The 26,779-nt window shown below is 64.4% G+C and carries 24 protein-coding genes; 15 read left to right on the forward strand and 9 right to left on the reverse strand.

Annotation, left to right across the window (positions count from 1 at the left end; translation table 11 throughout):
- The first annotated feature begins 39 nt into the window (after nt 1-39).
- The 5 genes from F6X42_RS08885 (at nt 40) to F6X42_RS08905 (ending at nt 5,549) form a co-directional block, all read left to right on the forward strand.
- On the forward strand, nt 40-1,212 hold the full coding sequence (locus F6X42_RS08885; RefSeq protein WP_187633848.1) for an L-rhamnonate dehydratase: 1,173 nt from the start codon (nt 40-42) through the stop codon (nt 1,210-1,212).
- A gap of 99 nt (nt 1,213-1,311) precedes the next feature.
- Nucleotides 1,312-2,604: an MFS transporter gene (locus F6X42_RS08890; protein WP_187633849.1), complete on the forward strand. Its 1,293-nt coding sequence runs from the start codon at nt 1,312-1,314 to the stop codon at nt 2,602-2,604.
- Nucleotides 2,605-2,695: 91 nt separating this feature from the next.
- On the forward strand, nt 2,696-3,640 hold the full coding sequence (locus tag F6X42_RS08895; RefSeq protein ID WP_187633850.1) for a YncE family protein: 945 nt from the start codon (nt 2,696-2,698) through the stop codon (nt 3,638-3,640).
- Nucleotides 3,621-4,577, forward strand: coding sequence for an amidohydrolase family protein (locus F6X42_RS08900; RefSeq protein ID WP_187633851.1), 957 nt, complete (start codon nt 3,621-3,623; stop codon nt 4,575-4,577). Before F6X42_RS08895 ends, F6X42_RS08900 begins: the two co-directional genes overlap by 20 nt.
- Before the next feature lie 153 nt (nt 4,578-4,730).
- The gene (locus F6X42_RS08905) at nt 4,731-5,549 is read left to right on the forward strand and encodes a mechanosensitive ion channel family protein (RefSeq protein ID WP_187633852.1); all 819 of its coding nucleotides are present in this window, start codon (nt 4,731-4,733) and stop codon (nt 5,547-5,549) included.
- Between the two features lie 119 nt (nt 5,550-5,668).
- Here the strand turns inward: F6X42_RS08905 and F6X42_RS08910 are convergent, their stop codons facing one another.
- Entirely contained in the window at nt 5,669-6,340 is a 672-nt protein-coding gene (locus F6X42_RS08910; protein ID WP_187633853.1) for a VTT domain-containing protein, read from the reverse strand.
- Nucleotides 6,341-6,534: 194 nt separating this feature from the next.
- Here F6X42_RS08910 and mutL point away from each other — a divergent pair, with 194 nt between their 5' ends.
- On the forward strand, nt 6,535-8,613 hold the full coding sequence (gene mutL, locus F6X42_RS08915; RefSeq protein ID WP_187633854.1) for a DNA mismatch repair endonuclease MutL: 2,079 nt from the start codon (nt 6,535-6,537) through the stop codon (nt 8,611-8,613).
- Nucleotides 8,614-8,660: 47 nt separating this feature from the next.
- Nucleotides 8,661-9,602 (forward strand): tRNA (adenosine(37)-N6)-dimethylallyltransferase MiaA, encoded by a 942-nt coding sequence (gene miaA, locus F6X42_RS08920; RefSeq protein WP_187633855.1) that lies wholly within the window; start codon nt 8,661-8,663, stop codon nt 9,600-9,602.
- A 150-nt stretch (nt 9,603-9,752) separates the two neighbouring features.
- On the opposite strand, the gene purM is transcribed toward miaA, so the two are convergent.
- Complete coding sequence (gene purM / locus F6X42_RS08925; RefSeq protein ID WP_187633856.1) at nt 9,753-10,820, reverse strand: phosphoribosylformylglycinamidine cyclo-ligase; 1,068 nt, start codon at nt 10,818-10,820, stop codon at nt 9,753-9,755.
- Nucleotides 10,821-11,093: 273 nt separating this feature from the next.
- On the opposite strand from purM, the gene hda reads away from it, so the two are divergent.
- The 6 genes from hda to panB are packed head-to-tail and all read left to right on the forward strand — an operon-like array spanning nt 11,094 to nt 16,270.
- Complete coding sequence (gene hda, locus F6X42_RS08930; protein ID WP_187633857.1) at nt 11,094-11,846, forward strand: DnaA regulatory inactivator Hda; 753 nt, start codon at nt 11,094-11,096, stop codon at nt 11,844-11,846.
- The gene (locus F6X42_RS08935) at nt 11,839-12,525 is read left to right on the forward strand and encodes a histidinol-phosphatase (RefSeq protein ID WP_187633858.1); all 687 of its coding nucleotides are present in this window, start codon (nt 11,839-11,841) and stop codon (nt 12,523-12,525) included. The genes hda and F6X42_RS08935 overlap by 8 nt, the downstream gene beginning before the upstream one ends.
- A complete protein-coding gene (gene pcnB / locus F6X42_RS08940; RefSeq protein ID WP_187633859.1) occupies nt 12,522-14,147 on the forward strand; it encodes a polynucleotide adenylyltransferase PcnB in 1,626 nt (541 codons plus the stop codon). Before F6X42_RS08935 ends, pcnB begins: the two co-directional genes overlap by 4 nt.
- A 51-nt stretch (nt 14,148-14,198) precedes the next feature.
- Nucleotides 14,199-14,741, forward strand: coding sequence for a 2-amino-4-hydroxy-6-hydroxymethyldihydropteridine diphosphokinase (gene folK, locus F6X42_RS08945; RefSeq protein ID WP_187633860.1), 543 nt, complete (start codon nt 14,199-14,201; stop codon nt 14,739-14,741).
- On the forward strand, nt 14,738-15,418 hold the full coding sequence (locus F6X42_RS08950) for a deoxynucleoside kinase (RefSeq protein WP_187633861.1): 681 nt from the start codon (nt 14,738-14,740) through the stop codon (nt 15,416-15,418). Before folK ends, F6X42_RS08950 begins: the two co-directional genes overlap by 4 nt.
- 36 nt (nt 15,419-15,454) lie before the next feature.
- Nucleotides 15,455-16,270 (forward strand): 3-methyl-2-oxobutanoate hydroxymethyltransferase, encoded by an 816-nt coding sequence (gene panB, locus F6X42_RS08955; protein WP_187633862.1) that lies wholly within the window; start codon nt 15,455-15,457, stop codon nt 16,268-16,270.
- A gap of 48 nt (nt 16,271-16,318) precedes the next feature.
- On the opposite strand, the gene pabB is transcribed toward panB, so the two are convergent.
- The 4 genes from pabB to grpE form a co-directional block, all read right to left on the reverse strand.
- Nucleotides 16,319-18,205, reverse strand: a complete 1,887-nt coding sequence (pabB, locus tag F6X42_RS08960) for an aminodeoxychorismate synthase component I (protein WP_187633863.1) — start codon at nt 18,203-18,205, stop codon at nt 16,319-16,321.
- Nucleotides 18,206-18,223: 18 nt separating this feature from the next.
- The gene (dnaJ, locus tag F6X42_RS08965) at nt 18,224-19,360 is read right to left on the reverse strand and encodes a molecular chaperone DnaJ (RefSeq protein ID WP_187633864.1); all 1,137 of its coding nucleotides are present in this window, start codon (nt 19,358-19,360) and stop codon (nt 18,224-18,226) included.
- 268 nt (nt 19,361-19,628) lie between these two features.
- Entirely contained in the window at nt 19,629-21,578 is a 1,950-nt protein-coding gene (gene dnaK, locus F6X42_RS08970; protein WP_187633865.1) for a molecular chaperone DnaK, read from the reverse strand.
- A gap of 298 nt (nt 21,579-21,876) precedes the next feature.
- Nucleotides 21,877-22,455, reverse strand: coding sequence for a nucleotide exchange factor GrpE (gene grpE / locus F6X42_RS08975; RefSeq protein WP_187633866.1), 579 nt, complete (start codon nt 22,453-22,455; stop codon nt 21,877-21,879).
- A 372-nt stretch (nt 22,456-22,827) separates the two neighbouring features.
- On the opposite strand from grpE, the gene F6X42_RS08980 reads away from it, so the two are divergent.
- A complete protein-coding gene (locus F6X42_RS08980) occupies nt 22,828-22,989 on the forward strand; it encodes a hypothetical protein (protein WP_162842037.1) in 162 nt (53 codons plus the stop codon).
- Here the strand turns inward: F6X42_RS08980 and F6X42_RS08985 are convergent.
- The 3 genes from F6X42_RS08985 to hrcA all read right to left on the reverse strand — a co-directional run bounded on the left by F6X42_RS08985 (nt 22,961) and on the right by hrcA (nt 25,645).
- Nucleotides 22,961-23,368 carry an Hsp15 family ribosome-associated heat shock protein gene (locus F6X42_RS08985; protein ID WP_187634023.1) on the reverse strand — a complete coding sequence of 136 codons (408 nt, stop codon included), beginning with the start codon at nt 23,366-23,368 and terminating at the stop codon, nt 22,961-22,963. The genes F6X42_RS08980 and F6X42_RS08985 overlap by 29 nt on opposite strands.
- Nucleotides 23,369-23,382: 14 nt before the next feature.
- The gene (gene hemH / locus F6X42_RS08990; protein WP_187633867.1) at nt 23,383-24,447 is read right to left on the reverse strand and encodes a ferrochelatase; all 1,065 of its coding nucleotides are present in this window, start codon (nt 24,445-24,447) and stop codon (nt 23,383-23,385) included.
- Between the two features lie 178 nt (nt 24,448-24,625).
- Nucleotides 24,626-25,645 carry a heat-inducible transcriptional repressor HrcA gene (hrcA, locus tag F6X42_RS08995; RefSeq protein ID WP_187633868.1) on the reverse strand — a complete coding sequence of 340 codons (1,020 nt, stop codon included), beginning with the start codon at nt 25,643-25,645 and terminating at the stop codon, nt 24,626-24,628.
- 210 nt (nt 25,646-25,855) lie between these two features.
- On the opposite strand from hrcA, the gene F6X42_RS09000 reads away from it, so the two are divergent.
- On the forward strand, nt 25,856-26,758 hold the full coding sequence (locus tag F6X42_RS09000; protein ID WP_187633869.1) for an NAD kinase: 903 nt from the start codon (nt 25,856-25,858) through the stop codon (nt 26,756-26,758).
- Nucleotides 26,759-26,779: the final 21 nt, after the last annotated feature.

The following is a 26,779-nucleotide window of genomic DNA, read 5'->3' on the forward strand; positions in this document are numbered from 1 at the left end:
TCGATTCTCTGACCATAACGAACTAACGGAGACATCCGAATGAAAATCAAGTCTGTGCGTGCCCGTGTCTACGAGTGGAAAGGCAAGACGGTGCCGCCGCAGGGCAACTTCTGCTCGAACGCGATGGATATGCTCTACGCGCCGCAGGAAACCATGAGCACCTTCCGCTTCCATGCCTGGACGGTTGTCGAGGTCGAAACCGACACCGGCATCGTCGGGCTGGGCAACGTGGCGCTCGCGCCGCACGTCGCGAAAGTGATCATCGATCAGTATCTCGCACCGCTTGTCATGGGCCAGGATCCCTGGGACTACGAGTACCTGAGCCAGCGCATGTACCGCGCAACCCACGCATGGGGACGCAAGGGCGTCGGCATGGCGGCGATTTCGGCGATCGACATCGCGATCTGGGACATCCTCGGCAAGAGTGTCGACAAGCCTGTCTTCAAGCTTCTTGGCGGACGAACCAAGGAGCGCATTCCGTGCTACTACTCGAAGCTGTACCGCTCCGACCTGAAGGACATGCAGGCCGAAGCGCAGCGCTATCTCGACCAGGGTTTTCGTGCGTTCAAGATGCGCTTCGGCTATGGGCCCAATCATGGTCAACAGGGCGTGCTCGAGAACCTCAAGTCGGTCGCAGCGATCCGCGAGGTGATCGGCTATGACAACGACCTGATGCTCGAGTGCTACATGGGCTGGAACCTCGAGTACGCGAAACGGATGTTGCCCAAGCTCGACAAGTATCAGCCACGCTGGCTGGAAGAGCCTGTGATCGCCGACGATATCGACGGCTATGCCGAACTCAACCGCCTGACGAGCATTCCGATCTCCGGCGGAGAGCACGAATTCACGCTGTACGGCTTCAAGCAGTTGCTTGACCGCAAGGCCGTGTCCGTCGTCCAGTACGACACGAACCGCGTCGGCGGCATCACGATGGCGCACAAGATCAACGCGCTGTGCGAGGCGTACAGCGTCCCCGTGATTCCACACGCCGGGCAAATGCACAACTACCATCTGACGATGAGCACACTGGCCTCGCCGATGAGCGAGTATTTCCCGATGTTCGACGTCGAGGTCGGCAACGAACTGTTCTACTACATTTTCGACGGCGAGCCCGTCGCCGAAAACGGCTTTCTGCAACTGCGCGACGACGTGCCCGGTTTGGGCCTTACGTTGAAGACCGAGTTTCTCGACCAGTTCGAGATCGTGGAGTGACTGCTGGACGCGGCACGCCGGCTCGATCCGCTCGTGCTGCACTGGGCGCTGAGTCCCCATCAGAAGGCCGACACCAAACATTAAAAGACTGGAGACATCATGACCACCCTGAGCCCGGCCAATCCGCCCTATGAAGCCGGCGAAGCCATTCCTCGCCGCCGCTGGCTGCGCGTGATTCCGCCGCTTCTACTGGCCTGCATCATCTCGTATATGGACCGCGTGAACATCGCGTTTGCGATGCCAGGCGGGATGAACGCGGACCTCGGAATGGATGCGACGATGGCCGGCCTCGCCGGCGGCATCTTCTTTTTCGGCTACCTGTTTCTGCAGATTCCCGGGGGCCGGCGCGCGGCACTCGGCAGCGGCAAGACATTCATCGCGTGGTCGCTCGTCAGTTGGGCGCTGCTCTCCGCGCTCACGGGTCTGGTCACTCACACGTGGCAACTACTCGGGCTCCGTTTCCTGCTCGGCGTCGCAGAAGGCGGCATGCTGCCCGTCGTGCTCACGATGGTCAGCAACTGGTTCCCCGATCGCGAGCGCGGCCGCGCGAACGCGATGGTCATCATGTTCGTTCCGCTGGCCGGAATCATTACCGCGCCGCTGTCCGGCTTCATTCTGGCCGCTTACGACTGGCGTCATCTTTTCTTCAGCACAGCGGTGCTGTCGGTGCTTTTCCTCGGCGTGTGGCTCGCGTTCGCCGACGACGGTCCCAAGACCGCTCGCTGGGTGTCGCCCCGGGAGAAGACATACATCCTCGACGCACTGCGCGCTGAGCAGGAGCGCAAGCAGGCGACAGGCTCGCCGGGCGCGGCATCGTTCGGCGCACTCCTGCGCAATCCTACGATCTGGCTGCTGATCGCGATCAACTTCTGCTACCAGGCCGGCATTTATGGCTACACGATGTGGTTGCCGACGCTGCTGAAAGATCTCACGCACACGGGAATGGGCAAGATCGGTATGCTCGCGATGATCCCCTATGTCGCGATGATCGCCGGCATGTTCGCCACGTCATATCTGTCCGATCTGACCGGCAAGCGCCGCCTGTTCGTGCTGCTGCCGCTGGTGGGCTTCGCCGCGTGTCTCGCGCTGTCCGTGCTGACGCGCCCCACGATGCTCGTTTCGTTCTCGTTCCTGATCGGTTGCGGCTTCTTCCTGCAGGCTGCCGCGGGCGTGTTCTGGGCGATTCCGCCGAAACTCTGCAGCGTCGAAACGGCCGGCAGCGCGCGCGGCCTCATTAACGCGCTTGGCAATCTCGGTGGCTTCTGCGGACCCTACGCGGTGGGCCTGCTGACCCAGCACGTCAGCTCAGCCGCCGGCGTGTACTGCCTCGCCTTCGTGCTGGCGATGGCGGGCCTGCTGTCCCTGACGCTGCCGCGGCGTTGCGAGGACTAACGCGCGCCGCATGTTTGACGACGACCGATACGAGCGCGCGGCGGCCCAATCCGTGCGCTGCGGCGAACCTTGAAAATGACGGAGATTCACGATGAACGACATCCTGCTGCTGGTACAGAAATGCGCCCACACCTTCAGCTTCTACGATCTCGCCACCAAGGCGGCACTCAAACACATTGTTCTGCCCAACTTTCCGCACGAATTCACCGTCGATGCCGAACAGCGTTACGCATACGTCGGCATCTTCGGGATCGAGACCGCATGGTCGCGCGGCCACTGCGGAGATCACCGGATAGCGGAGATCGATTTGCATGAGCGCAGGCTCACGCGAATGCTCGACCTGTGGCCGCACTACCGGCCGCACGGAATGGCGACGGACAGCGAGGGGCGTCTGTATGCGATGAGCGAGGCCGACGACCTGCTCCTCGTATTCGATCGTCCGCGCGAGCAGGAGGTGCCGAACATGGCGCTGCCTTCCGGCGGAGTCAAGACTCATCTTGTGACCCTGACTCGCGATGCGAGCGTGGCGTACGGAATTCACCTGCTGTCGAATACGGTCACCCGGTTTCATCCGCGCGACGCGACTGTGACTCCGGTGGCCGTCATGCCGGGTCCGCGCCCCGAGGGAAATGCGCTTTCGAGCGACGAGAAAACGCTGTACGTCGCGAACCGCGGCGACGACACGCTTGTCGCAATCGACACCGCCACGATGGCCTGCGGCCGCCGCGTCAAAACGCGTAGCGATCCGAACCGGATCTATCGTACGCAAGCCGCAGATGGGCGCGATCTGCTGCTGCTCACGAATTCCGGCGAGCGCTCCATTTCCGTGTTCGACGCCGAACATCTCGAAGAGATGGAGCGGGTCGGATTGCCTGCGAATCCCACGGCTCTGTCGTTTCACCCTGCCCGTCGTTCAGCGTTCGTCTCGTTTCAGGACGACTTCGTCCGGGAACTCGACCTCGAACGTTGGCAGTTCGTCGAGGCGTTGCCAACGCTACGTGAACCGGACGCGTCCTATGTGCTCAGCAGCGTCTGATCCGTCGACACGAACCATGTTGCGGATGCCCGACGCGATCGTCGACGCGCATCATCACCTGTGGCGGCTCTCCTCGTCGGGCGTGCAGTATCCATGGCTGCAGGATGCCTACGATCCGAACCGCTTCATGCTGGGATCGTACCAGGCGCTGCGCAACGATTTCGATGTCGCGGCGTTTCGCCAGGTCACTCAACCCGCGCCCGTTGTCGCCAGTGTTCATGTGGAGGCGGAGTGTGCCCGATCGCAGGCGCTCGCGGAAACGCAATGGCTGCACGCGGTGGCCCGCGACGGACTGCCCTCGGCGATCGTTGCCTGGGTCGATCTGCTGGCGAGCGACGCCTCCGACCGGCTTGCGGAACAGGCCGCCTGGCCGCTCGTGCGTGGAATCCGCTTCAAGCCGGTGACGACAGGCGGCCCCGGCCATCAGCGCGCAATCGGGCACGGCACTTTGAGCGATCCCGGCTGGTCAGCCGCTCTGGAACGGCTTGCGGTGCACGGACTGTCGTGGGACCTGCGTCTTCCGTTCTGGCATCTGGAGGAGGCGGCTGCGCTGGTCGCTGATTCGCCGGGTGTGACGGTCATTCTCGAGCATGCCGGCCTGCCGTGGGACCGTACCGACGAGGGACTTGCGCTATGGCGTCGTGGTATGGCAGCGCTGGCGGAGAATCCCAACGTGTTCGTCAAGCTGTCGGAGTTCGGGCTGCGCAACTCGGCGTGGGACACCGCACAGAATGTTCGAATAATCCAGGAAGTGCTTGCGATCTTTGGGTGGCGGCGTTGCATGTTCGCGAGCAACTTTCCGGTGGCCAGTCTGCGGGTCACCTATTCCATGCTGATTCAGACGTTCGCCGAGGCGCTGGCACAGCTCGATGAGTCGTCGGCTCGCGCGGTGTGGCACGACAACGCAATGCGTGTGTATCGCATCGATACCCCGTAAAGCCAAATCCACCTATCACCAGCCGCGAGCAGGGCAGGAACGGTCCTTGCGCATGCGGGCGCCGTCGGCTATAACTCCCGAAGACCGCGCGCTGTGGGTCATGGCACCACCGTCGTTCAATCCGTTGATGACAACCTATAACGAGGAAACATCTTGGATATCGAAACCGTACGTGCATTCGTCATGACCCGCGGCATCGACATCGGCACGGAGGTCATCGGCGCAATCGTGCTGTGGATCGTCGGCCGCTGGGTCATCGGGCTGATCTCCCGCCTGTTGCGCAAGATGCTCGCACGCAACGGCCGGGTCGACCCGACGCTCGCCCACTACCTCGCGTCGATTCTCGCCGGGTTGCTGAACCTGCTGCTCGTCCTCGCGATCCTGCAAATCTTCGGTGTGCAGACGACGTCGTTCGCCGCGTTGCTCGCCGGCCTCGGCCTCGCGATCGGCACTGCGTGGGGCGGCCTGCTCGCGCACTTCGCGGCCGGCGTGTTCATGCAGGTGCTGCGGCCGTTCAAGGTCGGCGATTTCGTCATGGCCGCGGGCGTCACCGGCACCGTCACGGAGTTGGGCCTGTTCGGCACCACGATCGTGACACCGGACAACGTGACGACCATCATCGGCAACAACAAGATCTTCTCCGACACGATCTCGAACTACAGCGTGCTGCCGTTCCGGCGCGTCGAGCTAACCGCCAAGATCGCCAATGGCGTCGATCCGACCGATGCGATCGCGCGTTTGAAAGCCGCCGTCGCGAAGATTCCGAACGTGACCGAAAAACCCGCGCCGGATATCGAGGTCTTGAGCTTCACGCCAGAAGGACCGCTGCTGTGCGTGCGCCCTTACTCGTCCAACCAGAACTACTGGCAGGTCTACTTCGATACCAATCGCGCGATCGTGCAGACCTTCAAGGAAGCCGGCTATCCGACGCCGGAAACGCCGCTCGCGCCGCGCGCGATCACGCGCGATTGATCGGATCGAACCTCCGCGCGGGCCCGGCCCGCGTCGGCACGGCGGCATTAAAAAAGGCGTCGCGAGATTCGCGACGCCTTGGTGTTTTCAAGGCTCGGAATACGGCAAACGACCGGTCGTCAACGCGTACTCGTGTTCGCGTCGTTCTTGCGCAGCATCTTCCACAGCGCGGCGAGCACGACCGGCACGATCGCCGCGCCGATACCGACCAGCACGATCACGTTCAGATACTGACGGATGAACGGGATGTTGCCGAAGAAGTAGCCGAGCAGCGTCAGCAGCAGCACCCACAACAGCGCACCGACGACGTTGAACATCTGGAAGTGGCTCCACGTCATCGACGACGCGCCCGCGACGAACGGCGCAAACGTCCGCACGACCGGGATGAAACGCGCGAGCACGATCGTCTTGCCACCGTGTTTCTCATAGAAGTTGTGAGTCTTCTGCAGCGCGGCGCGATCGAGAAAGCGCTCGAGCACCGGAATGTGCGAATTGAACACGCGCGCTCCGATCGCACGGCCGATCAGATAGTTGGTCGTATTGCCGACGACCGCCGCCACCAGCAGCAACAGGATCAGCAGTCCGAGATGCATCTGCCCGGTCGCGCAGAACGCGCCGCCGATGAACAGCAGCGAATCGCCCGGCAAAAATGGCAGAACCACGAGCCCCGTTTCGGCGAACACGATCACGAACAGCACCGCGTAGACCCAGGCGCCGTAGATATGAATGAAGTCCCCGAGAAACTTGTCGATGTGCAGGACAAGGTTGGCGAAATGTAGCAACGTATCCAAGGAACGTCCTTTTAGACCAGTGTATGCGTAGAGGGAAAACGGCCGACGGGCGCCCCTGGAACAGGGGCAGCAAGCGGCGGGTCGACCGCTGCGAACTGACCGCGACATGATACAGAAAGTGCCTCGGATCGATTAAAAATGTACTGGTGAGGCGCATGCGCGGGCCGCGTGCGCCGAGTCGCTATAATTTCGCCATGTCCGAATTCTCCGAAACGCCTGCGGGCGCCGCGGCCGCATCGTCCGACGCCCCCAGCGCGGCGCCCGTGCCGCGTCCGATGCGCGCAATCCAGCCCCTCCCCGATCAACTGATCAGCCAGATCGCCGCCGGCGAAGTGGTCGAGCGGCCGGCGTCGGTGGTCAAGGAGCTGCTCGAGAATGCGCTCGACGCGGGCGCGCAGACGCTGCGCATCCTGCTCGACGAAGGCGGCGTCAAACGCATCTCGATCACCGACGACGGCTGCGGCATCCCCGAGAACGAACTCGTGCTCGCACTGACGCGCCATGCGACCAGCAAGATCCGCTCGCTTGCTGAGCTCGAAGCGGTCGCGACACTCGGGTTCCGCGGCGAAGCGCTGGCGTCGATCGCGTCGGTCGCGCAGATCAGCATCACGAGCCGCACCGCCGACGTGCCGCACGCGGTGCGCATCGACGCGCAGACCGGCGTGCTGAGCCCCGCGGCCGGCACGCAAGGCACGACGATCGAAGTTCGCGAGCTGTACTTCAACACGCCCGCGCGCCGCAAATTCCTGAAGAGTGAACAAACCGAACTGGGCCACTGCCTCGAACAGATCCGCCGCGCCGCGCTCGCGCGGCCCGACGTCGCGATTTCGGTGCTGCACAACGGCAAGGCCGTCGAACACTGGAACGCGAGCGAGCCGCCCGCGCGTGTCGCGAAGATTCTCGGTGAGACGTTCGCGACCGCCCATCTGCCGCTCGACGAAGCCGCCGGTCCGCTCGCGATCTACGGCTGCGCCGGTCTGCCGACCGCGAGCCGCGGCCGCGCCGATCAGCAGTTTTTCTTCGTCAACGGCCGCTTCGTGCGCGACAAGCTGCTCACTCACGCGGTGCGCGCCGCGTACGAAGACGTGCTGCATGGCGAACGCTTTCCATCGTACGTGCTGTTTCTCGATCTGCCGGCCGAAGGCGTCGACGTGAACGTGCACCCGTCGAAAATCGAAGTGCGTTTCCGCGATTCGCGCTCGATCCATCAGTTCGTATTCCATGCGGTGCAGCGCGCGCTCGCGCGGCATGCGGGCGCGTCGCCGGAAACGACGGCGGGCGGGCATGCCGCGCATCTGGAGCCGTCGGCCGGCGGACCGGCTTCATTCGGTTCGACGCCGCTGGGTGGCACGAGCGGCGTAGGCGACGGCGTGGGTGCGGGCGCGGGTCTTTCGAGCGGCGCGGGAAGCCGTAGCGGCTTTGGCAGCGGCAGCGGATTCAGCGGCTTCGGCGGCTCGCAGCCGGGCAACACGTGGATGCGCGAGGCGCGCATGACGCAAGGCACGCTGCCGGTTGCGCAACCGCTAGCGGGTTACGACGCGCTGTTCGGCCGCAAGGATCCGCTGGCCGGCCGCGTCGAAGGCGCGTCGCTGTTCGAGGCACGCGACTCTGCAACCGACACGACCTCGCCGTACGATGCAGCGCCGTTCGCGTCGCGCCCGACGCCCCCCGCTTTCGACGCCACCGACGACCAGCCGCTCGGCTTCGCGCTCGGCCAGGTCCACGGCATCTATGTGCTCGCGCAGAACCGGCACGGACTCGTGATCGTCGACATGCATGCCGCACACGAGCGCATCCTGTACGAACAATTCAAGAACGCGCTCGCCGACCGCGCGATCGCCGTGCAGCCGCTGCTGATCCCGCAGACGATGCAAGCCGACCCGGTCGAAATCGGCACGGTCGAAGAAGAGCGCGACACACTCGATGCGCTCGGCTTCGACCTCGCGGTGCTGTCGCCCACCACGCTCGCGATCCGGGCGGTCCCCGCATTGCTGAAGGACGCCGACCTGCAAGCGCTCGCGCGCGCGGTGCTGTCCGATCTGCACGCGTTTGGCGGCTCGCGCGTGCTGACCGAGCGTCAGCACGAACTGCTCGGCACGCTCGCGTGCCATCACGCGGTGCGCGCGAACCGGCGTCTGACGCTCGACGAAATGAACGCGCTATTGCGCCAGATGGAAGCGACCGAGCGCGCCGATCAGTGCAACCACGGGCGTCCGACCTGGTATCAGCTGACGCTGGCCGATCTCGATCGGCTATTCATGCGCGGGCAGTAACGCGCCGCGTTGAATCACTCCGTTGCGCCCCACGCGCCCGCTTGCCCATGACGTCTCGCCCTACCCCCGTCCCATGCCTGCTCGGCCCGACCGCGTCCGGCAAGACCGCCGCCGCGCTCGCGCTGGCCGCGCGGCGGCCGGTCGAAATCATCAGCGTCGATTCGGCGCTCGTCTATCGCGAGATGGACATTGGCACCGCGAAGCCGACAGCGGAAGAAAGGGCGATAGCGCCGCATCATCTGATCGATATCGTCGATCCGGCCGACTCGTACTCGGCCGCGCAGTTTCGCGCCGATACGCTGCGGCTCGTCGGCGAGATTCATGCGCGCGGGCGACTGCCGCTGCTGGTCGGCGGCACCATGCTGTATTACAAGGCGCTCACACAGGGACTCAATGACCTGCCCGCCGCCGATGCCGAAGTACGCGCGACACTCGACGCCGACGCCGCCCGCGACGGCTGGCCTGCGCTTCACGCGCGGCTCGCCGCGCTCGATCCGGTCACGGCCGCGCGTCTCGCGCCGAACGATTCGCAGCGCATCCAGCGCGCACTCGAAGTGTTGATGCTGACTGGCCAGCCGATGTCGACGCTGCTCGCCGCGCCCGCGCGCACCGACGCCGCGTCGGCCTGGCGCTTCGTGCCGGTCGCGCTCGAGCCGTCCGAGCGTGGCGTGCTGCACGCGCGCATCGAGCAGCGTTTCGATTCGATGCTCGCGCACGGTTTCGTCGATGAAGTGGTGCGGCTGCGCGCGCGCGGCGACCTGCTGCCCGACATGCCGTCGATGCGCTGCGTCGGGTATCGGCAGGTGTGGGAATACCTCGATGGCGCGGTCGACTATCGGACCATGCGCGACAAGGGCGTCTTCGCGACGCGGCAACTCTGCAAGCGGCAGCTCACGTGGCTGCGCAGCATGCCGGAAAGACAGGTGGTGGATTGCTGCGATCCGCACGCAACGGCGCGGGTGATGGAGTTGATCGAGACGCTGGTTTGAGGCGCCGATCAGCGTGGGCGAATCAGAGGGTGTGGAACGGGGATTTAAAGCGGTGGATTTGAAGCGTGGCTGTGAAGCGTGGCTGTAAAGCAAGGGACTCGAAGCTCGCGCGGCGCACCGTTGCGGCACGCCACGCGAACCCTTCAATCTTTAGACCACGACCGTCTGCGCTTCGCCCGCCGCGCTTTCACGGACCGTGCCGATCTTCCAGACCTGCTCGCCCGCCGCGGACAGCAGACCGATCGCCGCTTGGGCATCCGCCGCCGACACGATCACCGCCATACCGATACCGCAGTTGAACACACGGTGCATTTCCGCATCCGCAACGCCGCCGTGCTTCTGCAGCCACGAGAACAGCGGCGGCAGCGGCCACGCGCGATGATCGAGCTCGGCGGTCAGACCTTCGCGCAGCACGCGCGGAATGTTCTCGACGAGGCCGCCACCCGTGATGTGCGCCATGCCCTTGACCTCGATCTGCTGCATCAGCGCGAGCAGCGGCTTCACGTAGATGCGCGTCGGCGCCATCAGCGCGTCGGCGAGCGGCCGGCCGTCGAAGTCCGCGTTCAGATCCGGATTGGCGCGCTCGATGATCTTGCGCACCAGCGAAAAGCCGTTCGAATGGATGCCGCTCGACGCGAGACCGAGCACCACGTCGCCCGCAGCGATCTTGCTGCCGTCGATGATCTTGCTCTTTTCGACCGCGCCGACCGCGAAACCAGCCAGATCGTATTCGCCGTCCGGGTACATGCCCGGCATTTCCGCGGTTTCGCCGCCGATCAGCGCGCAGCCCGACAGCTCACACCCCTGCGCAATGCCCTTCACGACGGTCGCCGCCGTGCCGACGTCGAGCTTGCCGCACGCGAAGTAGTCGAGGAAGAACAGCGGCTCGGCGCCCTGCACGAGGATGTCGTTGACGCTCATCGCGACCAGATCCTGGCCGACCGTGTCATGCTTGTTAAGCTGGAACGCGAGACGCAGCTTGGTGCCGACGCCGTCGGTGCCGGACACCAGCACTGGTTCCTTGTACTTCTTCGGCACTTCGAACAGCGCGCCGAATCCACCGATGCCGCCCAGCACGCCGTCGCGCAGGGTCTTCTTGGCAAAGGGCTTGATGGCGTCGACGAGGGCGTCGCCCGCATCGATGTCCACGCCGGCGTCGCGATACGACAAACCTTGGGCCGAATCGGTTGAATGCTGGGCGGATTTCGGTTGATTCATGGGGAAACGCTCGAAGGTCGGTAAAATGCGATTTTACCCGATGCTGGCCGGCTGGCTGGAATTCGCGCGTTCCGACGGGATCCTGGAAACGACTTTGCAGCACGCCCCCGATTCCGGCGTCGCCTACCCGCGAAATTCCGTCCGCCGCGCTTCGCGACGCGCGGCCTCACGTTCCGGCGAGCACGTTTTACGACAACTGACCGCCTGGCGACGTTCCAGGCGCCGAGGTCGGGCCATTCGCGGCCTGAGCCTCATTTTCGGCATTAACCTACTGTGCTTCGTCAACTGACGCTCGATCTCGGCACCCCGCCGCCATCGACATTCGACAATTTCTTCGCCGGCGCGAACGCCGAGCTGGTCACGCGCCTGCGTGAGCTCGACAACGCGCTCGCCGCCGGGCCGGTCGCCGATCGCACCTTCTACATCTGGGGCGAAGCCGGCAGCGGCCGCACGCACCTGCTGCAGGCGCTCGTCCACGAAGCGCCGCCGGGACATGCGCGCTTTGCCGGTCCGCAGAGCAGCCTCGCCGCATTCGGCTTCGATCCGCGCGTCGCGCTCTATGCGATCGACGACTGCGACGCGCTGTCTGCCGCGCAGCAGATCGCCGTGTTCAACCTGTTCAACGAAGTGCGCGCGCATCCCACCACCGCGCTCGTCGCCGCGGGCAACGCGGCGCCGATCGGCATGACCGTGCGCGAGGATTTGCGCACGCGCCTCGGCTGGGGTCTCGTGTTTCATCTCGCGCCGCTGCCCGACGACGCGAAGGCCGCGGTGCTGAAACGCGCGGCGCGCGAGCGCGGCATCATGCTCGCCGACGACGTGCCGGCCTACCTGCTCACGCACTTTCGCCGCGACATGCCGAGCCTGATGGCGCTGCTCGACGCGCTCGACCGCTTCTCGCTCGAACAGAAGCGCGCGGTCACGCTGCCGCTGTTGCGCACGATGCTCGCGTCGCCCGATCCCGCCGCCGCGCCGGGTTCATACGCCGCCCTTCCCGCTTCAAGTAAAATAGGCCCCCATGGCTAATCTTGCACTCTTCGATCTCGACCACACGCTCATTCCCACCGACAGCGACCACGAATGGGGCCGCTTCATGGTGAAAAAAGGCATGGTCGACGCCGAAAATTTCGCCCGTGACAACGACCGCTTCTACGCCGACTACAAGGCCGGCAAGCTCGACATTCACGCTTATCTGATCGCCATGCTGACGCCGCTCGCGAAGTACACCCGCGCGCAGCTTGCCGACTTGCACGCGCAGTACATGCACGAGGTCATCACGCCGGCCATTCAGCCGGTGGCACTCGAGCTGGTGAAACAGCATCGCGAAGCGGGCGACCTGTGCTGCGTCGTCACCGCGACCAACGAGTTCATCACGCGGCCGATCGCGCAAGCGTTCGGCGTCGACACGCTGATCGCGTGCGAGGCGGAGACCGTCGGCGGCGAGCCGCACGGCGCCTACACCGGCCGCCCGACCGGCACGCCGAGCTACAAGGAGGGCAAGATCGTGCGCACCGAAATGTGGCTCGCGTCGCTCGGCAAGAGCTGGAGCGACTTCGAGCACAGCTATTTCTATAGCGATTCGCACAACGACATCCCGCTGCTCGATAAAGTCACCGATCCCATCGCGACCAATCCGGACGACACGTTGCGTGCCCATGCGCAGGCCAAAGGCTGGCGCATCCTCGAACTTTTCCAACCCTCGTGATCAAGAAACTCATCCGCAAGCTATTCGGCCAGGACTCGGCGACCGCTGACGACACGCTCTCCGCCGACCCCCATGCCGAGGCCAGCGCCGACAGCAACGCTAATGGCAATCCGCCGGCGCGCCGCAAGTCCGCTTCCGGCACGACCGCTTCCGGCACAACCGCGCGGCCGCGTCGCAAGCCCGCCGGTGCCGCCGCCGCGCAAGCGCCGCGCGAACCGGACGTCCCCGTCATCATTCCGCACGACGTGCACGGCATCGATCCCACGCTGATCTCGCGCAACGCGATCCGCGTGACAGAGGGCCTGCAACAGGCGGGCTTCCGCGCGTTCATCGTCGGTGGCGCGGTGCGCGACCTGCTGCTCGGCGTGAAGCCGAAAGACTTCGACGTCGCGACCGACGCGACGCCCGAACAGGTGCAGAAGCTGTTCCGCCGCGCGCGCATCATCGGCCGGCGCTTCCAGATCGTGCACGTGCAGTTCGGCCAGGAAATCATCGAAACCTCGACGTTCCGCGCGCTGGTCGATCCGCCCGCGGCCGACGCGCCGCCGCCGAAGCGCCTGAAGCGTGATGAGCTCGACCGCCGCACCCATGCGGTCGATGCAAGCGGGCGCGTGCTGCGCGACAATGTGTGGGGCGAGCAGCACGAGGACGCCACGCGCCGCGACTTCACGATCAACGCGATGTACTACGATCCGGCCACGCAAACCGTGCTGGACTATCACAACGGCATGGCCGACATGCGCGCGCGCCTGTTGCGCATGATCGGCGACCCGGCCACGCGCTATCGCGAGGATCCGGTGCGCCTGCTGCGCATCGTGCGCTTCGCCGCCAAACTCGACTTCGACATCGACGACGCCACGCGCGCACCCATCGAGAAGATGGCCGATCTGATCAACAACGTGCCGGCCGCGCGACTGTTCGACGAAATGCTGAAGCTGATGCTGTCGGGCCACGCGCTCGCGTGCCTGAAGCGGCTGCGCCAGGAAGGCCTGCATCATGGGCTGCTGCCGCTGCTCGACGTCGTGCTCGAACAGCCGACCGGCGAAAAATTCATTTCGCTGGCACTCTCCAACACCGACACACGCGTGCTCGCCGGCAAGCCGGTCTCGCCGGGTTTCCTGTTCGCGACGCTGTTGTGGCACGACGTGCAGCAGCGCTGGCAGAAGTTCGAGGCCGAAGGCGAGTATCCAGTGCCCGCGCTGCATCGCGCGATGGACGAAGTGCTCGACATGCAGACCGAAAAGCTCGCGATTCACAAGCGCTTTTCGGCCGACATGCGCGAGATCTGGGGCCTGCAACTGCGCCTCGAAAAACGCTCGGGCCGCAGCGCGCTGAAGCTGCTCGAACACCAAAGATTTAGAGCGGGGTATGATTTCCTCCTGTTGCGCTGCGCATCGGGCGAACTCGACGAGTCGGTCGGTGCGTGGTGGACGGAGTTCATCGAAGGAGACTCCGTCGCGCGCGAAACATTGCTCACGCAAGGCGGGAAGGACCGGAGCCCAAGAAAACGACGGCGGCGCGGTGGCGCCAGAAGCCGCAAATCAGGTGACGGAGTGGAGGGCGGCTCGTCCGCCGAACGCACGGACAACGACGCGGGCCTTGAAGGCTCGCACGAAGACTGACCCGGCGTTCGCGGAAAAGCCGTCAAACCGATAGTTGCAGGAAGTTATGCCATGACGGTTGCTTATCTTGGCCTCGGCGCGAACCTCGGGGACGCGCGCCAGACCCTGAAAGACGCGGTGGTGTGCCTCGCACAACAGCACACCATCACCGTGCTCGCCAAATCGAGCCTGTATCGTACCGCCCCGATCGACGCGGGCGGCGACGACTATTTCAACTGCGTCGTGAAACTGGAAACGACGCTCCCCGTGCGGCATCTGCTCGCGCTGTGCCACAAGATCGAGCATCAGTTCGGCCGTGAGCGGCCGTTCCGCAATGCGCCGCGCACGCTCGATCTCGACATCCTGCTGTATGGCGATCAATCGATCGACGAAGCCGATCTGATCGTGCCGCATCCACGCCTCGTCGAGCGCGCGTTTGCGCTGGTGCCGCTCGTCGAGATCGACGCGGCGATCGTCATACCGCAACATGGCCGGGCCGCCGCGCTGCTCGACAGCGTCAGCGAGCAGCGCATCGAGAAGGTGAAGTCGCTTTGCCAGTGCCCGATGCTCAATGCGCTGAGCGGCACTTCCGCCGAAAAAGGCCGCTGCGAATGAGTTCGACGCCGCTCACGGTCACCGCGCCGCAGCTGCGCCCGCCGTTCGGCTATATCGCGATCGAGGGGCCGATCGGCGTCGGCAAGACCTCACTCGCGCGGCGCCTCGCGCAGCGCTGGTCGATGCACGAACTGTTCGAGCGCTCGCAAGACAATCCGTTTCTCGAACGCTTCTATCGCGACACCACGCGCTATGCGCTGCCCGTGCAGCTGCATTTCGCGCTGCAACGCGCGCAGCAGGCGCAGGAAGTGAACGCCGCGCAGGCGAGCGGCACGCCACTGATCGCCGACTTCATCACGCAGCGAAACGACATCTTCGCGCGTCTGATCTTGCAGGACGACGAGTGGCAACTGTACCGCGCGCTTGCCGCCCGCCTCGACGTCAGCGCGCCGGCGCCTGACTTCGTCGTCTACCTGCAGGCGAGCCCCGAGGTGCTGTTCGCGCGCATCCAGAAGCGCGCGGTGCCAATGGAACTGCAGATTTCCGATGCGTATCTGCGCGCGCTGTGCGACGCATACAACGAATTCTTCTACCACTACGACCGCACGCCGGTGCTGACGGTCAACGCCGAACACCTGAACCCGTTCGACTCCGACGCGGACCTTGCGCTGCTCGTCGAACGCATCGAGACGATGCGCGGCCGCAAGGAATTCTTCGTCAAAGGCACGTCGCTGTAAGCGGCGCGGCCAACTCTCTTTCTCACTGGATTGACCATGACTTATTTGCAGGAAGCGAGCCGGAGCGCGATCACCGTGCCGAAACTGCAGGCAATGCGCGACGCCGGCGAGAAGATCGCGATGCTCACCTGTTACGACGCGAGCTTCGCCGCACTGCTCGAGCGCGCGGGCGTCGACGTGCTGCTGATCGGCGACTCGCTCGGCAACGTGCTGCAAGGCCAGCCGACCACGCTGCCGGTATCGCTTGCCGACATCGTGTATCACACGGCGAGCGTCGCGCGCGCGAAGCCGTCGGCACTGATCGTCGCTGACCTGCCGTTCGGCACGTACGGCACGCGCGAAGACGCATTCAGGAGCTCGGTCGAACTGATGCGCGCGGGCGCGCAGATGGTCAAGCTCGAAGGCGGCGAATGGGTCGCGGACACGGTGCGGTTTCTGGTCGAGCGCTCGATCCCGGTGTGCGCGCATGTGGGTCTCACGCCGCAGTCGGTGCATGCGTTCGGCGGCTTCAAGGTGCAGGGCAAGACCGAAGCGGGCGCGAGCCAGCTGCTGCGCGATTCGCTCGCCGTGCAGGAAGCCGGCGCGCAATTGATCGTGATGGAAGCGATCCCGTCGCAACTCGCGGACGAGGTCACGCAGTTGCTGCGCATTCCGACGATTGGGATCGGCGCGGGCCTCGATTGCTCGGGTCAGGTGCTGGTGCTGCATGACATGCTCGGGATTTTTCCCGGCAAGCGGCCGCGCTTCGTGAAGGATTTCATGCAGGGGCAGCCGAACATTCAGGCGGCCGTCGAGGCGTATGTGCGAGCGGTGAAGGACGGGACGTTTCCCGGCGCCGAGCACACGTTCTGATGCTTTATTGCCGCGCGAGCGCGCGGCATTCACGTTTGTTTCCGCGCTCTAACCAACAACCCGTGCCGGCACCGCGCCGCGCAACGCGTTGCACACGAGCAGCGCTTCGGCGTTCAGCACATCCGCCCGCGTCAGCACTTTTTCACCTGCCCGCAGGCCCGACGCGTCGTCGAGCAGCACGCTTCGCATGACACCAGGCAGCACGCCTGACGCGAGCGGCGGAGTCCACCATTGTCCCGCGAGCTTGACGAACACGTTCGACCTGCCGCCTTCGGTCAGCTCGCCCCGTTCATTGAAGAACAGCGTATCGAAGGCGCCCTTCGCTTCGGCTTCGCGCCAGCCGCGGTCGTAGTCGGCGCGGCGCGTGGTCTTGTGGCGCAGCAGCGGATCGGCGGCGCGGGTCGGCGCGAAGCGGGCTTCGGAGCCGAGCAGAACGCCAACGATCGCATCCGCTAACGGCGCAAGTACCGCGGCGGTGATCTGCGTCGCGCCGCTCTTGCTCAAAGCAAGACGCATACGATGCGGCGTCTGCGCCGGCAGCGTGGCGCACCGCGCTGAAAATTCCTCGCGAACGCGCTTCTCGTCGAACCCGAAGCCAAGCGTCGCGGCGCTCGACGACAGGCGCCGCAGATGCCGCTCGACGTGCCGCACGCCATCTTCCCGCGTGGCGTACATCGTTTCGAACAGTTCGAAACCCGGCTCGGCGCCCGTCAGAAAACGTCCTTTCAATCGACACTCCTCGTGCTCGTCGGCGGCCACGCTGTCGAGCACGATGCCCGCGCCGATGCCCATGCTGCCGCGCAGACCGTCCGTGCCGCCGGCTTGCGCCGTCGACGCAGTCAATGTCAGCGTGCGGATCGCGACCGACATGCAGAAGTCGCCGCAATCGTGATTATCGCCGGGCGCATCGAGCCAGCCGATCGCGCCGGTATAAAGCCCGCGCGGCGTGCTTTCCAGTTCGTCGATCAACTGCATCGTGCGATGCTTCGGCGCACCGGTAATCGAGCCGCATGGAAACAGCGCGCGCAGGATCGTCGCGAACGAGGTGCCGCCGAGCAACGTCGCCTCCACCGTCGAGGTCATCTGCCACACCGACGCATACGGCTCGACCGAGAACAGCGCGGGCACGTTGACCGACCCGATCTGCGCGACCCGCGATAGATCGTTGCGCAACAGATCGACGATCATCACGTTCTCGGCGCGGTTCTTCGGGTCGTTGGCGAGGAACTCGGCGTTGCTCCGGTCGGTGGCAGCATCTTGCGAGCGCGGCGCCGTGCCCTTCATCGGCCGCGCGCGCAATGTCGCGCCGTGTTTTTCGACGAATAGTTCAGGCGAACACGACAGCACCCACGCAGCGTCCGGCAATGCGATCAGCGCGCCGAACCGCACCGGCTGGCGCACGCGCAAACGCCGATAGAACGCGAGCGGCGAACCGAACACGTCGAAGCCGAGCCGGTATGTGTAGTTGACTTGATAGGAATCGCCCGCGCGCAGGGCGGCATGAATCGCGTCGATCGCCGCGTCGAACTGCGCGCGGTCGACGCTCTCGCGCACGTTCGCCGTGCCCGCGACCGAGGGTTCGGGCGCACCATCGTCACGCGCCATCAGCCACGCGTCGACCTCGTCGCGCGAAAGCTTCGCGCAGCGTTCGAACAATAAAAAACGCAGCGCGGCATTGCCACGCTGCGTTTCGGTAGACCGGCGCGCATCGAAACCCATCAGCTCGCGGCCAAATTCATAGTCGGCGAGCACGACAGCGTGCAGACCGTTGCGGGCATCCGCCGCGACGTTGTCGCACACAGCTTCGAGCTGCGCGGCCTCCGTGCAGACCCGCTCGCGCACTAAACCCGTGTACAAGCGGCTCGACGGGCGCGCCGCCGTTGCATCGCAATCGTCGAGCAGCGCGAACATCGCGCCGCGCCTGTCCACCGTCATACTGACCGCCACATCAGATCAATCGAAAAAGCTCTTCACGCGATCGAACCAGCTCTTGCTTTGCGGACTATGCCGCGAACCGCCTTCCACGAGCGCCTTTTCGAACTGCTTGAGCAGATCGCGCTGCGCTTCGGTGAGCTTGACCGGCGTTTCGACCTGCACGTGCACGTATAGATCGCCGGCGATGCTCGAACGCAGCCCCTTGATACCCTTGCCGCGCAAACGGAACGTCTTGCCCGACTGCGTGCCTTCCGGCACCGTGAAGCTCGCGCGGCCGGCGAGCGTCGGCACCTCGATATCGCCGCCGAGCGCCGCGGTAGTAAACGGGATCGGCATCTGGCAATGCAGATCGTCGCCGTCACGCTCGAACACCGAGTGTTGCTTGATATGAATCTCGACGTACAGATCGCCCGACGGACCGCCGTTGATGCCCGGCTCGCCGTTGCCGGCCGAGCGGATGCGCATGCCGTCGTCGATACCGGCCGGAATCTTCACTTCGAGCGTCTTGGTTTCCTTCACCTTGCCCGCGCCGTGGCAGTGATTGCACGGTTCGGGGATGTAGGTGCCAGTGCCGTGGCACTTCGGGCAAGTCTGCTGGATGCTGAAGAAGCCCTGCGACATGCGCACAGAGCCCGAGCCGCTGCAGGTCGGGCAGGTTTCCGGCTTGGTGCCCGGCTTCGCGCCCGAGCCGTGACAGACTTCGCACGAGACCCAGCTCGGCACGCGAATCTGCGTGTCGTAGCCGTGCGCGGCCTGTTCGAGCGTGATTTCCATGCTGTAGCGCAGATCGGCGCCGCGATATACCTGCGGACCCGCGCGGCCACCTCCGCGTGCACTGCCGGCCGCCTGGCCGAAGATGTCGCCGAAGATGTCGCCGAATGCATCGGCAAAGCCACCGAAGCCCTGTGCGCCGGCCCCACCCATGTTCGGATCGACGCCCGCGTGACCGTACTGATCGTACGCGGCGCGCTTTTGCGAATCCGACAGCATTTCATAGGCTTCCTTCACCTCCTTGAAATGCTCTTCCGCATCCTTGTGGCCCGGATTGCGGTCGGGGTGGTGCTTCATCGCGAGCTTGCGATAAGCCTTCTTGATTTCGTCGTCGCTCGCGTTCTTCGCGACGCCCAGAACCTCGTAGTAATCCCGTTTCGCCATATCGGTTCAACGCCGCCGCGCAAAGCGACGCGGTAGCTCCTTGTGAATGCTGTGGAGTCTAACGACTCGTGCGGCCGCTGCCTGCGCCGCGCCAGGGCACGGTTCAAAACAACGCCCTCCATAAAACGAACGTGCCCGGAGAGCCCAAAAAGGCTCGCCAGGCGCGAAAACCGCTCTTGCACTTTGGGCGCCCCAGAGGCGCCGTTCTCGTGCAGCCGGGCCGCGCACATTGCTGTGCACGGCTTTACGGTCGGATGCCGACCTGGCTTTAATCCTTCTTCACTTCCTTGAAGTCCGCGTCGACCACGTCGTCGGCCTGCTGGCTCGCGCCCGCCGATGCACCGGCACCGCCCGCCGCGCCCGCTGCCGCATCGGCACCTTGCGTAGCCTGCATGTCGGCGTACATCTTCTCGCCCATCTTCTGCGAGGCCGTGGCCACCGCTTCGATCTTCGCTTCGATCGCGGCCTTGTCGCTCGAGTTGCTCTTCAGCGTGTCTTCGAGGTCTTTCAACGCGGCTTCGATCTTGTCCTTCTCGCCGGCTTCGAGCTTGTCGCCGTACTCGGTCAGCGCCTTCTTCGTGCTGTGGACGAGCGCGTCACCCTGGTTGCGGGCGTCGGCCAGCTCACGCAGCTTGTGATCTTCTTCCGCGTTCGCTTCGGCGTCCTTCACCATCTTCTCGATTTCGGCTTCGGACAGACCCGAGTTCGCCTTGATCGTGATGCGGTTTTCCTTGCCGGTCGCCTTGTCCTTCGCGCCGACGTGCAGAATGCCGTTCGCGTCGATGTCGAAGCTCACTTCGATCTGCGGCACGCCGCGCGGTGCCGGCGGGATGCCTTCGAGGTTGAACTCGCCCAGCAGCTTGTTGCCCGCTGCCATTTCGCGTTCGCCCTGGAACACCTTGATCGTCACGGCGCCCTGATTATCATCAGCCGTCGAGTAGACCTGCGCGTGCTTGGTCGGGATCGTGGTGTTCTTGTTGATCATCTTCGTCATCACGCCGCCGAGCGTTTCGATGCCGAGCGACAGCGGGGTCACGTCGAGCAGCAGAACGTCCTTGCGGTCGCCCGACAGAACCTGGCCCTGGATCGCAGCACCAACGGCCACGGCTTCGTCCGGGTTCACGTCACGGCGCGGATCCTTGCCGAAGAATTCCTTCACCTTTTCCTGCACCTTCGGCATACGGGTCATGCCGCCGACCAGGATCACGTCGTCGATTTCGCCGACCTTCACGCCTGCGTCCTTGATCGCGACGCGGCACGGCTCGATCGTGCGTTCGATCAGCTCTTCAACCAGCGCTTCGAGCTTGGCGCGCGTGATCTTCAGGTTCAGGTGCTTCGGACCCGATGCGTCGGCCGTGATGTATGGCAGGTTGATTTCGGTCTGCTGGCTCGACGACAGTTCGATCTTCGCCTTTTCAGCCGATTCCTTCAGGCGCTGCAGCGCGAGCACGTCTTTCGACAGATCGACGCCCTGCTCCTTCTTGAACTCGCCGATGATGTAGTCGATGATGCGCTGGTCGAAGTCCTCGCCGCCGAGGAACGTGTCGCCGTTCGTGGACAGCACTTCGAACTGCATTTCACCGTCAACATCCGCGATTTCGATGATCGAGATGTCGAACGTGCCGCCGCCGAGGTCAAACACGGCGATCTTGCGGTCACCCTTTTCAGCCTTGTCCAGGCCGAATGCCAATGCGGCTGCGGTCGGTTCGTTGATGATCCGCTTGACTTCCAGACCGGCGATGCGGCCGGCGTCCTTGGTTGCCTGACGCTGGCTGTCGTTGAAGTACGCCGGCACCGTGATCACGGCCTCCGTGACGGTCTCGCCGAGGTAGTCCTCAGCGGTCTTCTTCATCTTGCGCAGCACTTCGGCGGAGATTTGCGGCGGCGCAAGCTTCTGGTCGCGCACTTCGATCCATGCGTCACCGTTGTCGGCCTTCATGATCTTGTAGGGCATCAGGCCGATGTCCTTCTGCACTTCCTTCTCTTCGAAGCGGCGGCCGATCAGGCGCTTGACCGCGAACAGCGTGTTCTTCGGGTTCGTGACCGACTGACGCTTGGCCGGCGCGCCGACCAGGATCTCGCTGTCTTCCATGTAAGCGATGATCGACGGCGTGGTGCGCGCGCCTTCCGAGTTCTCGATGACCTTGACCGAATTGCCTTCCATGATCGCCACGCACGAGTTGGTCGTGCCGAGGTCGATGCCGATGATTTTGCCCATTTTTACAAATCTCCTGACTTTGATCGCTGCGGAAAGCGCCCGGTTGGCCCATCTGGCGGCGGGACGTTCCGCTCTCAATTCATACCTGCACTGAAAGTAAGTGCGGCCACATCGTTTTCAAGACCTCTTTTGCGATGCGGTCTTTAATTTTTTTCAATCACGCGACGGGCGCCTGAATCTTCGCTGCGAGCCCGCTCCGTCAGCCTGCGCGACGCCCCGGCGTGGCTCGCCGTAAGTGCCTGAATCGACGGGATCTTTCGCCACGCCAAGCGACGATGCCGGGCGTGCGTCGCCGCGCTTACTTCGGCGCCGCGACGGTCACGAGCGCGGGACGCAGCACGCGATCCGCGATCACGAAGCCCTTTTGCAGCACCGCGACGACGGTGTTCGGCTCCTGATCGGCCGGCACCATCGAAATGGCCTGATGGCGATGCGGGTCGAACTTTTCGCCGACCGGATTGATGGCGACGACGCGGCCTTTCTCGAGCGCGCCGCTCAACTGACGCAGCGTGAGCTCGACGCCTTCGCGGACCTTCTGCACGTCGTCGGATGAATGGGCAATGGCCGCCTCGAGACTGTCGACCACTGGCAGCAGATGCTCGGCGAAACTCTCGATCGCAAACTTGTGCGCCCTGGCGACGTCTTCCTGAGCGCGACGCCGCACGTTTTCGGTTTCGGCTTTCGCACGCAGGAAGCTTTCCTGCAGTTCGGCGATCTTCGCCTGAGCCTCGGCCAGCGCCTGGTCGTCGGCACCCTGGGCCGGTTCGACCTGCGCGCCGGTGTCCTGCTGTTGAGCAGCGGCCTCGGCGGCCTGGCGCGCGGCTTCGTCGGCGGGCGTGGAATTCTGGCTCGTCGGGTTCTCTTGCGTGTTTTCCATGTCGCTGAAAGTCGTTAAAAAGTAAAAGCCAAAGGCGGTGAAAGCCGTTCCGACACGCGGCGATCTGTACTTTGCAAAATCGCGCCACGCGTCTTCGCGCCGAACCGCCAGTCCCGACCCCAGATGGGGCCTGCAAGAGCCGTTTCAAGCGGCTCCGAGGGTTTTTTCGCACCACCGTCGTGCAGGCGAAATGCGCCGTAACAAGCATTAACGTGGCGCGATCAGATAGGCATTGAGTGCGGCCCGCAACTGACCTATTCTCCAGTCATGGCGCGGCAACGCACGTTAACCCTAATCCGACGTAAGCCTTACCAACGCCTGACAGTCTTTCCGAAAGCCTGTTTCAGCTCATCACCTTCCCAAGGGAGTACCGTGAAACTGACCTTTGCAATCGGGGTGGTCGCACTGGTACTGATCGCGGGCACCACGACCATCTGCATGTCCGGTGCGGTCAACGACCACACCACCGAGTACGGCGGCGTGCACGCCACGATGGAGCAGTTTTTCAATCCCCACCTGAAAATCTGTCGATAGTGCGCCGGTCGCGTTTGGTCGGTCGCCCGTGCAGCGCGGCGGCCGGCTCGTGATACTCCCGGCGCCGCTCCTGCTCGACCTGCCGCTTCGCCTTGCTGTCCGCGGTTTCCACATAAAGCGTCTGCGCGACGCTCGCCGGACCGCGTACCTCGCACAGGCCCAGCACCTCCACCCGCCACACGTACCGCTCGATCTCGATCTCGACCAGATCGCCGACACGCACGTCCTTCGCCGGTTTCACGGCCGCGCCGCCGATGCGCACCCGCCCCTTCTCGACCGCCTCCGCGGCCAGCGAACGCGTCTTGAAAAAGCGCGCGGCCCACAGCCATTTGTCGATGCGCAGTTTCGCGCCCGGTTCGGTTGAAATGCGGTAGTTCATCTGCGTATTCAAGCTCATGTCGTGTGCGGCACCGGCACTGCCTGCACCGGCCAGCCCTGCAGATGCTGCGCGACGATTTCGCCGAGCGCGGCAACCCACGGCTGGGACGCGTTCAGACAGGCGATCCGGTGAAACTCCTTGCCACCCGCCCGCAGAAATTCGTCGCGTACTTCCATGCCGATTTCCTCGATCGTTTCGAGGCAGTCGGCGATGAAACCCGGACAAAACACGTCAGCACGCCGCACGCCTGCCGCGCCGAGCTCCTTCAACGTCGGCGCCGTATAGGGCTGCAGCCATTCGGCCTTGCCGAAGCGCGACTGGAACGTGATGCGGCATTCGACCGGCGTCACCCCGAGCGCCTGCATCAGCAGCGCGCCGGTCTGCTGGCATTGCTCGTGGTACGGGTCGCCCAGGTCGAGCGTGCGCTTGGGTACGCCGTGGAAACTGAGCACCAGTTTGTCGCCCGCCGCGAAGTCGGGGCGGCCGTGCTGATGCCAGTAGTGATGCACCTGCGCGGCGAGCGCCGCGATGTACGCCGGGTGATCGGCATACTGGCGCACGGTGCGGATTTCCGGCTGGTTGCGCATGCGCTTGAGTGCGGAAAAAGCTTCGTCGAAAGCAGTCGCGGTGGTCGATGCCGAATATTGCGGATACATCGGCATAAGCAGCACGCGCTCGGCGCCCGCGAGCTTCAGCTGATTGAGCATCGCCGGAATGCCGGGCGTGCCGTAGCGCATCGCGTAGTCCACCAGTACCGTGTAGTCGTTCAGTTGCAGCAGGTGGCGCAAACCCTCCAGTTGCTTCTCCGTATGGACACGCAGCGGCGAGCCCTCGGGCATCCAGACCGCGGCGTATTTTTTCGCGGAGCTGCGGCCGCGAAACGGCAGAATCAGCAGACGCAGAATCAACTGCCACAACAGCACCGGAATTTCGACCACGCGAGGATCGGTCAGGAACTGCGCGAGGTAGCGGCGCACCGCACGCGGCGTCGGTGCGTCCGGCGTGCCGAGATTGATCAGCAATACGGCGACGCGATGCGACGTGGCGTTCTGTGAAGGCCGCTCGAGGTCGAAGCGCATAGGCAGCAGAAATCACCGCTTTACGCGGCGAGTCGATTCAGTGGAGATTCATTATAGCGGCGCGGGTCCTGCCCGGCGCCGCCAGACACCCCTGGCCATTCGGACGATTGGCAGACGCCGCGGGTTCGCGCATCATGGCCGGCACGAGTTGCGATGACGGTTCCGGGGAGCGCGGGGGCTACTGCTGGCTGAGCGTCAAGGACAGCAGCCGCGCGGTGATATCGACGATCGGAATCACGCGGTTATAGGCCATGCGGGTCGGCCCGATCACGCCGAGCGTGCCGACGATCTTGCCGTTCACCTCGTACGGCGCGGTGACGACGCTCATTTCCTCGATCGGCACCAGATTCGATTCGCCGCCGATGAAAATCTGCACGCCCGCCGCATGACTCGACACGTCGAGCAACTGAAGGAGGCTGGTCTTCTGGTCGAACACATCGAACAGCTTGCGCAGGCGCGCCATATCCGACGACAGATCGGCGACTTCGAGCAGATTGCGCTCGCCCGAGATCAGCACGGTCTCGCCGGTGTCGGATTCGTCGGTGCTTGCGGTGACGGCCGCGTGCATCAGCGAGGTCATGTCGCCGCGCAGCTCGTCGATTTCCTCGCGCAGGCGGCGGCGCACTTCGTCGAACGACAGGCCCGCGAAGTGCGCGTTGATGTAATTGGAGGCTTCCACCAGTTGCGAAGGCGAAAAGTCGCGCTGGGTGGCAAGGATGCGGTTTTGCACGTCGCCTTCGGGCGTCACGATGATCAGCAGAATGCGTTGATCGGACAGGCGCATGAATTCGATCTGCTTGAACACGTGGCTGCGGCGCGGCGTGAGCACGACGCCGGCGAACTGCGACAGGTTGGACAGCACGCTCGCCGCCGCCGCGACGATCTTCTGCGGCTCGCTCACCTGCAGCGTGGTCTTGACGGTGCGCATCACCGCTTCCTCGTCGGCGGCGGACTCGACCGTCAGCATCGTGTCGACGAACAGACGGTAGCCGCGCGGCGTCGGAATGCGCCCCGCCGACGTATGCGGACTGATCACGAGTCCCAGATCCTCGAGATCCGACATCACGTTGCGGATCGTGGCCGGGCTCAGTTCGAGGCCCGAATAACGTGACAGCGTGCGCGAGCCGACCGGCTGACCTTCGGCGATGTAGCGCTCAATCAGCGTTTTGAGGAGGGTTTGTGCGCGAGGATCTAGCATGACGAAAAATTTTAGCTCAATGGCACCGCAGCCGCGAGCGCCCGCGGCGCCCGCCCCCGGCGAATGCGCCGCCTTCGGCGGGCTCGCATGTCATCGGGTCTTCACCATTCTAACGATAATCGCGACATGCGCTGACGCCCTGCGTGCGCCGGCCCACAACCGGGTTGGTCGGCGGTTCTTTTCAGGCCCTACCTATGGTGTAATGCCGGCATGCAAGTGACCAGCCAGTTCAAGACCGTCGCGCTCGTCGGGCGCAGCAATACGCCAGGCATCGGCGAGCCGCTGACCGCGCTCGCCGCGTGCATCGCGAAGCTCGGCCTCGAAGTCGTGTTCGAAGCCGACACCGCCGCCGAAATCGGCGTGATCGAATATCCGGCGCTGCATCCCGCCCAGATCGGCGCGCGTGCCGACGTCGCCGTGGTGCTAGGCGGCGACGGCACGATGCTCGGCATCGGCCGCCAGCTCGCGCCGTATCACACGCCGTTGATCGGCATCAACCACGGACGGCTCGGCTTCATCACGGACATTCCGATCTCCGACATGCGCGAGATCGTGCCGCAAATGCTGTCCGGCAATTTCGAGCGCGAGGAGCGCGTGCTGCTGGAAGCGCGCATCGTGCGCGACGGCACGCCGATCTACCACGCGCTCGCGTTCAACGACGTGGTGGTCAACCGCAGCGGCTTCTCGGGCATGGCGGAGCTGCGCGTGTCGGTCGACGGCCGCTTCATGTACAACCAGCGCTCGGACGGCCTGATCGTCGCGACGCCGACCGGCTCGACCGCGTACGCGCTGTCGTCGCAGGGGCCGATCCTGCATCCGCAACTACAGGGCATCGTGCTCGTGCCGATCGCGCCGCACGCGCTGTCGAACCGGCCGATCGTGCTGCCGGACGAATCGAAGGTCAGCATCCAGATCGTTTCCGGGCGCGAGGTGAACGTCAATTTCGACATGCAGTCGTTCACGTCGCTGGAGCTCGGCGACACGATCGAGGTGCGCCGTTCGCGCCACACGGTGCCGATGCTGCATCCGGTCGGCTACAGCTATTACGCGACGCTGCGCAAGAAGCTGCACTGGCACGAGTACCCGTCGCACGAAGAAGACCCGAGGCCTTAAGCGGCGCTTTGAATTGCGCAC

This window comes from Paraburkholderia podalyriae, assembly GCF_014397785.1.
GTDB classification, from domain to species: Bacteria; Pseudomonadota; Gammaproteobacteria; order Burkholderiales; family Burkholderiaceae; genus Paraburkholderia; species Paraburkholderia podalyriae.

What these genes read in the sequence shown, in the direction of transcription:
- F6X42_RS08885 (WP_187633848.1), top strand. Translation starts at nt 40, where the DNA reads ATGAAAATCAAGTCTGTGCGTGCCCGTGTCTACGAGTGGAAAGGCAAG.
- F6X42_RS08890 (WP_187633849.1), top strand. Translation starts at nt 1,312, where the DNA reads ATGACCACCCTGAGCCCGGCCAATCCGCCCTATGAAGCCGGCGAAGCC.
- F6X42_RS08895 (WP_187633850.1), top strand. Translation starts at nt 2,696, where the DNA reads ATGAACGACATCCTGCTGCTGGTACAGAAATGCGCCCACACCTTCAGC.
- F6X42_RS08900 (WP_187633851.1), top strand. Translation starts at nt 3,621, where the DNA reads ATGTGCTCAGCAGCGTCTGATCCGTCGACACGAACCATGTTGCGGATG.
- mutL (WP_187633854.1), top strand. Translation starts at nt 6,535, where the DNA reads ATGTCCGAATTCTCCGAAACGCCTGCGGGCGCCGCGGCCGCATCGTCC.
- miaA (WP_187633855.1), top strand. Translation starts at nt 8,661, where the DNA reads ATGACGTCTCGCCCTACCCCCGTCCCATGCCTGCTCGGCCCGACCGCG.
- purM (WP_187633856.1), bottom strand. Translation starts at nt 10,820, where the DNA reads ATGAATCAACCGAAATCCGCCCAGCATTCAACCGATTCGGCCCAAGGT.
- F6X42_RS08935 (WP_187633858.1), top strand. Translation starts at nt 11,839, where the DNA reads ATGGCTAATCTTGCACTCTTCGATCTCGACCACACGCTCATTCCCACC.
- folK (WP_187633860.1), top strand. Translation starts at nt 14,199, where the DNA reads ATGACGGTTGCTTATCTTGGCCTCGGCGCGAACCTCGGGGACGCGCGC.
- F6X42_RS08950 (WP_187633861.1), top strand. Translation starts at nt 14,738, where the DNA reads ATGAGTTCGACGCCGCTCACGGTCACCGCGCCGCAGCTGCGCCCGCCG.
- panB (WP_187633862.1), top strand. Translation starts at nt 15,455, where the DNA reads ATGACTTATTTGCAGGAAGCGAGCCGGAGCGCGATCACCGTGCCGAAA.
- pabB (WP_187633863.1), bottom strand. Translation starts at nt 18,205, where the DNA reads ATGACGGTGGACAGGCGCGGCGCGATGTTCGCGCTGCTCGACGATTGC.
- dnaJ (WP_187633864.1), bottom strand. Translation starts at nt 19,360, where the DNA reads ATGGCGAAACGGGATTACTACGAGGTTCTGGGCGTCGCGAAGAACGCG.
- dnaK (WP_187633865.1), bottom strand. Translation starts at nt 21,578, where the DNA reads ATGGGCAAAATCATCGGCATCGACCTCGGCACGACCAACTCGTGCGTG.
- grpE (WP_187633866.1), bottom strand. Translation starts at nt 22,455, where the DNA reads ATGGAAAACACGCAAGAGAACCCGACGAGCCAGAATTCCACGCCCGCC.
- F6X42_RS08985 (WP_187634023.1), bottom strand. Translation starts at nt 23,368, where the DNA reads ATGAACTACCGCATTTCAACCGAACCGGGCGCGAAACTGCGCATCGAC.
- hemH (WP_187633867.1), bottom strand. Translation starts at nt 24,447, where the DNA reads ATGCGCTTCGACCTCGAGCGGCCTTCACAGAACGCCACGTCGCATCGC.
- hrcA (WP_187633868.1), bottom strand. Translation starts at nt 25,645, where the DNA reads ATGCTAGATCCTCGCGCACAAACCCTCCTCAAAACGCTGATTGAGCGC.
- F6X42_RS09000 (WP_187633869.1), top strand. Translation starts at nt 25,856, where the DNA reads ATGCAAGTGACCAGCCAGTTCAAGACCGTCGCGCTCGTCGGGCGCAGC.